Annotated in this window: 7 protein-coding genes and 1 pseudogene; 7 read left to right on the forward strand and 1 reads right to left on the reverse strand. The window is 39.6% G+C overall.

Annotated features, from left to right (window positions below):
- Positions 1-207 precede the first annotated feature (207 nt).
- From ABI367_RS13935 to ABI367_RS13965, 7 genes are all read left to right on the forward strand, one after another.
- A complete protein-coding gene (locus tag ABI367_RS13935) occupies positions 208-1,755 on the forward strand; it encodes a DHA2 family efflux MFS transporter permease subunit (protein ID WP_462229278.1) in 1,548 nt (515 codons plus the stop codon).
- 278 nt (positions 1,756-2,033) lie between these two features.
- The gene (gene pnuC, locus ABI367_RS13940) at positions 2,034-2,636 is read left to right on the forward strand and encodes a nicotinamide riboside transporter PnuC (protein ID WP_462229280.1); all 603 of its coding nucleotides are present in this window, start codon (positions 2,034-2,036) and stop codon (positions 2,634-2,636) included.
- Positions 2,637-2,674: 38 nt separating this feature from the next.
- Entirely contained in the window at positions 2,675-3,211 is a 537-nt protein-coding gene (locus ABI367_RS13945) for an AAA family ATPase (protein WP_462229282.1), read from the forward strand.
- A gap of 232 nt (positions 3,212-3,443) precedes the next feature.
- Complete coding sequence (locus tag ABI367_RS13950; RefSeq protein WP_462258093.1) at positions 3,444-3,893, forward strand: RNA polymerase sigma factor; 450 nt, start codon at positions 3,444-3,446, stop codon at positions 3,891-3,893.
- 1 nt (position 3,894) lies between these two features.
- Positions 3,895-4,452 carry a hypothetical protein gene (locus tag ABI367_RS13955; protein WP_462229286.1) on the forward strand — a complete coding sequence of 186 codons (558 nt, stop codon included), beginning with the start codon at positions 3,895-3,897 and terminating at the stop codon, positions 4,450-4,452.
- Positions 4,433-5,662 (forward strand): hypothetical protein, encoded by a 1,230-nt coding sequence (locus ABI367_RS13960; protein ID WP_462229288.1) that lies wholly within the window; start codon positions 4,433-4,435, stop codon positions 5,660-5,662. Before ABI367_RS13955 ends, ABI367_RS13960 begins: the two co-directional genes overlap by 20 nt.
- Before the next feature lie 185 nt (positions 5,663-5,847).
- The gene (locus ABI367_RS13965; RefSeq protein ID WP_462229290.1) at positions 5,848-7,440 is read left to right on the forward strand and encodes a phosphoethanolamine transferase; all 1,593 of its coding nucleotides are present in this window, start codon (positions 5,848-5,850) and stop codon (positions 7,438-7,440) included.
- 14 nt (positions 7,441-7,454) lie between these two features.
- On the opposite strand, the pseudogene ABI367_RS13970 reads toward ABI367_RS13965, so the two are convergent.
- Positions 7,455-7,797: pseudogene (locus ABI367_RS13970) on the reverse strand (class I SAM-dependent rRNA methyltransferase); the annotation flags it as partial.

Below are 7,797 nucleotides of genomic sequence, written 5' to 3' on the forward strand. Positions count from 1 at the left end.
CGCATCAAAAGAGATAATGGATAAGCTGCGCCCGGGCATGAGCGTAAATGTATCTGTTATTACTAAAGAATAGGTTGATAGTTCATGGATCATAGTTCATAGTCGATGACTGTGAGCTACTATGCTATCATTATCAAATAATTCGGTTTGTATTTTATATCCCCAATGGCTATGAACTATTAACCATCAACTATGAACTAAACAAAAATGGCTGAAACTGGCTTTAAAAAATGGATCATTACCATCACGGTTATCGTGGCTTCGTTACTGGAGCTGATAGATACCACGATAGTTAACGTATCCTTACCGGTTATACAGGGTAACCTCGGCGCAACTTTAGAGGATGTGGCCTGGGTAGTTACCGGGTATGCCGTAGCAAACGTAATTATTTTGCCAATGTCGGGCTGGTTAGGCAGCCGCTTTGGCCGTAAACAATATTTTATCACCTCTATCATAGTATTTACCATAGCCTCGTTTTTATGCGGTAACGCTACCGGTTTAAACGAGCTGGTTATCTTCAGGATATTACAGGGGCTTGCAGGAGGGGGTTTGATATCTACATCGCAAGCCATATTGGTGGAGACCTGGCCGCGCGAGCAAATTGGTACAGCTACAGCACTATTTGGTTTAGGCGCTGTAGTTGGCCCAACAGTTGGCCCAACCATTGGCGGTTATATTACCGACCACGCCACCTGGCGCTGGATATTTTATGTAAATATCCCTGTTGGAGCATTGGCGGCATTTTGCGCATACACCTTTATTAACGAAACACCCAAGGAGGCAAAGGGCAAACCTATTGACTGGTGGGGCATTGCCCTGCTTGCCGTTGCGGTAGGCAGTTTACAAACCATATTAGAAAAAGGCGAGTCGGAAGATTGGTTTGCCACTACTTACATACTGGTTCTTACTATTACCGCTATACTGGGTATTTTCCTGTTTATATGGCGCGAAATGAGTACTGACCACCCCATTGTAAACTTTGGCATATTGCGGCACCGCAGTTTCGCGGTAGGTATGTTTACTTCATTTATATTAGGATTTGGTTTGTATGGATCGGTGTTTGTGTTCCCGGTATTTTGTCAAAATTTATTGGGCTTTTCTGCACAACAAACCGGCGAGCTATTGTTTCCGGGCGGTTTATGTACCATTGTAATGATGCCATTTATTGGTAAGATGTTAAACAGAGGTATACCGGCACAATTTATGGCGACTGCCGGCATGTTCTTATTCTTTGTATTTACCACCATGCTAAGTAGCTCAACCTTAGGTACCGGGCAAAAAGACGTACTAATACCCCTATTGATAAGAGGTGTTGGTATGGCGCTATTATTTGTACCGTTAACCACGTTGGCTATTGCTGATCTGAAAGGTCCGGAACTTGGGCAGGGAACAGGTTTAAATAATATGATGCGGCAACTGGGCGGATCATTCGGTATTGCGGTGCTTACAACAATTATTCACATCCGTACCGGCTTCCATCGCAGCAATTTGTTAAGTAACATCAATCCGTATAATAATGCCTTTAATGATAGGCTGCACATGTTAACCCAGGCTTTTATGGCTAAGGGAAAATCAGCTACAGATGCTTTACACATGGCTTACGCAGCTATTGAGGGCGCTGTAACCCGGCAATCATTGCTGTTAACTTACGACGATGCTTATTATATATCAGGTCTGGTGATGTTGTTTTCAATACCGTTGCTTTATTTGCAACCGTTTAAAAAGAACGTTAAGGTACCCACAGATGTACATTAAAAACAAAAGCCGTTCCCCTATGAAAAGGAACGGCTTTTTCCAAAAAAATAACAATTAAATTTTATTCCTCCCCACAGTATCTTCCATATATAAAAGCATTGCGTTAGGAATGGTTTAAATCTTAGCTATAAAATTAGAGTTTTTAATTTACAAAAGCATAAATTTTATTTCTTTTTACGTGTAAAATTTTCCCTCAAGGTAAAATACTGATACTAAGCTTATAACATTTATAGCTATTTTTCTATTTATTATTGTTGATAGGCTGGCTATATTTGAAAATGAGCAGTATACAAACTTTGCAAACATGGTGGCAAAGCCAGTCATGGCTTGAAATTGCAGGTGTAGTAAGCGGATTACTTTGTGTTTACCTGGCAGCAAAAAATATTATATGGAACTGGCCGTTTGCTATTATCAACGTGTGCATTTATATATTTATTTTTTATAACAGCCATCTTTTTGCTGATGTAGGGTTGCAATTCTATTTTCTGGTTGTAAATATTTACGGCTGGTATTTTTGGAGCCAAAAGCCCGCTTCGCAACCAAAAACGCCGGTTGTTTTAATTACCAAACAACAAGTGGTATTATCGGCTGTAGCTGTAATTATATTCACCATTATATTGGGTTCGGTTTTAAAATATACTACGGCCTCCTACCCTTATATTGATAGCTTTTGCACCGCCTGCAGCCTGGTTGCCCAATTTTTTATGGCCCGTAAAATAGTTGAAAACTGGCTGATTTGGGTTTTTGTAGATATTATATATGTAGGTGTTTATATATTTAAGGGATTGCATTTAACCGCTATAATGTATGCCATTTATGTGGCAATAGCCCTAATTGGGTATTTGGATTGGAAAAAAGATTATCAAAAACAAAATTCTTAATTTCGGATTTCGGATGTTCGATTTCGGATTTATAATAAATGGATATTTCTAAAATCATAAAAATAGCGGTTGTGGGCCCTGAATCAACCGGGAAATCAACCATGTCTGCCTATTTGGCCAAACATTACAACACGGTTTGGGTACCTGAATATGCGCGTGAGTATTGTGAAAACCTAACCGCCCCGCCTACCTGGCAAGACGAGATCAATATGTTTGAGGGGCAGTTAGCACTCGAAAAAGAATACCTGCCAAAAGCCAATAAAATACTGATTTGCGATACCACCTTTATCACTGTAAAAATTTGGAGCGACCAAATGTTTGGCCAATCGCCACAGCAGGTACTGGATGCGCTTCCCAACTATCATTATGACCTTTATTTACTGTTAGATATCGACCTGCCCTGGCAAGACGACCCCTTACGTGATTTCCCCGATATGCGTGAACATTTTATGGAAGTATGGCATAAAGAATTAAAAGCCTTAAATGCTAACTATACGGTTATCTCCGGTACTGGTCAGGATAGATATAAAAAAGCGGTAATGGCTATTGATATTTGTCTGAACCATGATTTTTAGGATTAAAGGATTACCTTGATAACCTTAATCTTATAATCTTCCCATCTTAAAAATCTTAGTCAAAATAATTTTCCTATTTGTGCAACGTTAAGCGCTTTCGTGCGTCATATAAATTTGAAAGCTGAAAAATTTGGACGCCGCATTTGTTGACAAACATTACAACCTTGTTGTTGAATGTAAACAGGGAAACAAAAAAGCCTGTTATGAATTGTACCGATTGTATTCGAAAGCGATGCTAAACGTCGCCTTTCGCATTGTGGGCAATTTTGCCGATGCTGAAGATGTTTTACAGGAGTCGTTTTCAGATGCTTTTAGTAAGTTAAAAGATTTTAGGCAGGAAACCACTTTTGGCCTATGGCTTAAGCAAATAGTGGTTAACCGGTCAATAAATTTATTAAGAAAGCGCAAGGTTGAATGGATTGAGTTTGAAAGCAGCGAATTTGAACATATACCTGACGAGGTTATAGATAACGACGATGACCTGCAGTACCAGGTAAAGCTTATAAAAGCGGCCATGACCAAACTGCCCGAAGGATACCGTGTAGTACTATCATTATACCTGTTTGAGGGATACGACCACGAAGAAATAGGACAAATATTAAACATTGCCGAAAACACATCACGAACACAATTTTTACGCGCTAAACGAAAATTGCAGGCGCTGTTAATAAATAAACAATAAAATGAATAACCGATTAGAAGAGTTTGTAAAAGCAAACCGGGAAGAATTTAATGACATAGAGCCATCGGCTGATTTATGGAGCCGTATAGAGAAGGAACTGCCTGTACAATTGGTGCAGCAAAAAAAAAATGAGATCAAAACTTTTTCATTAGGGTTTGTATTACGCATTGCAGCATCAGTTATTATAGTAATGGCTATTAGCTTTGTGCTTTACCTGCACAATGAAAACGCCAATAAAATTAACTACGCAAGCATAAACCCGGTATATGCCCAGCAGCGGGTACAATACACCAAACTTATTGCTACTAAACGTACCGAACTGCAATCACTGGCACAGGCCGACCCCGAATTATACAAAGAATTTAGTGCCGAAACCACTAAAATGGATTCGATATACCGCAAATTAAACAGCGATTTGGCTACCAGCCCAAACCCGGAGCTGGTATTGCGCGCCATGATCAAAAATTTAGAGATTCAAACCGAGGTACTCAATCAGCAATTAACCATCATTGAGCAGTACAACCAAACAAAAAGACAAAATGAAAGCAAAAATATTTAATACCGCATTGGCCGTACTAACCATTACGCTTGCAGCGCATTCATTATGCTTTGCCAGGGCAGCAGGGGTATTTGTTTTAGACCCCACAAATACAACCGTGGCCGACCCACTTACTGATTTGAACGCGCATATTATAAAATCGGCCAGTGGTAGTTTTACACTTATTGATGCAACAACCAAACATGTTCATTTAAAAGCAAGAGATATTGAAATATTAAATAATAGTACCGTTGGAACCGAAAATGCCGTTACCCCGCCTACTGATGGGCAAGATCAGGACGGGCAGGCTGATGTTGATACGGAAACCGATCAAAAAATAAAAAACTATAGTAAAACCTATGTTGCCGATGCCAACACCCGGTTAGATATTGATAACCGGTACGGCAAGGTGAGTGTAAAAACCTGGGCTAAAAACGAGTTTAAGGTTGATGTACAAATTAAAGTATTGGCTGATAAAACCGATGAAACCAGCAACCTGCTTAACAGCATAAATATAACGGATAAAAAGCAGGGCCAAACCGTAATTTTTAAAACCATAATTGATAAAGAAGCCGCCATTTTAGCGGTTGGCCGAAACAATTTTAGAAAGGTTGAAATAAATTATGTGGTTTATATGCCCGCAAAAAATGCGCTGAACATAACCAACAAGTTAGGCAATATTGAACTACCCGACTTAAATGGCAAAGTGGTTATTAATTGCTCCTTTGGCGATCTCGTAGCAAAATCGCTTACCAACCCGGCTAATATTATAAAAGTTAGTTATGGCGATGCCCGTATAGCCAGCCTCAGGGCCAGCGATCTGGATATAACCTCCGGAACACTTACCCTGGGATGGGCCGATAAATTAAATGCTGCTATGAGTTATAGCTCGGCAAAAATTGGTAAAATATCAACCTCGGGCATTATTAATGTTAAGTATGGCAGTGGCGTGCAAATTACTGATATTGATAAAAACCTGAAAAATTTATTAGTTAACTCCAATTACTCGGCTGTAAAACTGGGTATTGCCGATGATGAAAATGCCGATTTTGATGTAACCCTGCATTACGGAAGCTTTAATACCGGGAATAAGCCCGTTAATATTTCAAAACGATCAACAGAAGATCAGCGCTGGAACCCTACCCAAAACTTTAAGGGCCATGTTGGTAAGGGTGATCTGGAGAGAATGATCAATATCAATTCCAATTATTCGGTGGTAAAATTTGAGTAATTAAATAGAGAATTGCCGTTCTGAGCGCAGCGAAGGACTTTTTTATCACCAAAAAAAGCGCTGGCTACATTATAAAGTGCATTTAATTTATAATTTAGCGGTTGATACCTCTTAACCGGCTTTTCATATAGATGCTTGAACCGCGCAAACAATTTCGTTTTTCCTGGATTTGGTTATTAATACTTTTGTTGTTTATCGGGCTATCCGAGTTTATTTATCAATTAACCCGGCCCGATGTGTACCAGGCCATTATCATTTTAACGTGGATAACCGCTGTTTTTTTACTACCGGTATACCTGTTTAAAAACCGCATTAAACTATACCTGCTGCTGTTAACGCCAATTTTTATAACCATACCATTAAACATTGTTTATATCCTATCGTTCGACAATAATGTTTCGAGTGATCTGATGATGTTGTTTTTAAACACTAACCGTCATGAAACAGGCGAGTTATTTCATGAATACTACCCGGTTTTAATTCCGCTTTATTTAATTTACGCGGCAGCCCTCTACTTTGTGGTTCGAAACATACCCTCCGTTTTGCCTTCAAAAACGGCAATATATATTTCGCTTATCGCTTTTGGCATTATTGTAACCGGGCCATTATTGGATGTAAAATATGGCGAAAAAAATTACTATGATACCGCACGAACCAACTTTTTTAATGTATACCCCACCAGTATGATTAAGGGTATAAATAGGTATATTGAGGAAAAGCGAACCATAATCCGTACCCAAAAAAGCAGAGATGAATTTAATTATTTTGCAAAAGCAGACACCAGTATAAGCGGTAAACAGATAATCATACTGGTTGTGGGCGAAAGCAGCCGATATTTTAGCTGGGGTATTAATGGCTATGGCCGAAATACATCGCCAAAGTTATCTAAAAGAGAAAACTTAATTTCATTTAGTAATACGGTAAGTGGCGCATACGCCACAGAGAACGCGGTACCTTTAATATTAACGGGCGTAGGCGCACCTGATTTTGAGACGCATTACAACAGGAAAGGAATAATAGGTGCATTTAATGAGGCTGGATTTGACACTTTCTGGTTATCCAATCAGCCCGGCGATAACGGAAGCATTTCGGTTCATGCTATTGAGGCTAAACATCAGTTTAACTTTATGGAAGACAAGAGCAGGGATAAGGACATGGATATGCTGGAGCAATTTAAAGCAATAATAAATATGCCCGGCGATAAAAAGTTTATTGTTATGCATACTATGGGTAGTCATTTTGATTATAGCGACAGGTATCCTGATAATTATGACTTTTTTAAGCCAAGCAATAAAACCATCCGTTCAAAAGTTAATGACCTTAAGTTTCGTAATGTGATGGTTAATAGCTATGATAATAGCATACGCTATACCGATGCGGTTTTAGACAGCATTATCAGCATAGCAAAAAGTCAAAACAGCTTCTCGTCGGTTGTTTATATCTCTGACCATGGCGAGGATCTGCTGGATGATAAAAGACATTTTACCCATCATATAAATGCCTCGCCTCCGTCAAAATATGTTATACACGTACCGTTGTTTATTTGGTACTCGCCGCAGGTGCAACAAAAATATCCCGAAAAAATATTGAATCTGTCGATGCATAAGGATTCTGCGACCTCATCACAAAATATTATTTATACGCTTACCAGTATAGCGGGTATAACTTATCCCAAACAGTATCCGGCTATGGATATAACCTCGCCCGGGTTTAAAAACAACCCGCAACTGTTTTTGGGCGAAGCACAGCAGCTTTACCCATACACCGTATGTAAATAAGTAACCGCCTCTTTTTAAAAAACCCGGCATAACAGCCCTTTTAAATACTCCCCTTCGGGGAATGAAGAGCGTACAGGGTGATCTTCCGGCTGGCAAAACTGGTAAATAAACTGCACCTGTTTACCGGCGTCTAAAGCGGCCCAGGCCAAAACCTGTTTAAAAGTTTCCATGTTCATAGCACCCGAGCAGGAATAGGTAGCCAGTAGCCCGCCATCATTTAATAATAGCATAGCCAATCGGTTAAGGTCCTTATAGGCACGTGATGCCCTATCCAAAGCCGACCGTGATGGCGCGTATTTAGGCGGATCTAATACAATAACATCAAATTTATCGCCATTATCCTTAAACACCCGCAAC

This window comes from Mucilaginibacter sp., assembly GCF_039935595.1.
Lineage (GTDB): Bacteria > Bacteroidota > Bacteroidia > Sphingobacteriales > Sphingobacteriaceae > Mucilaginibacter.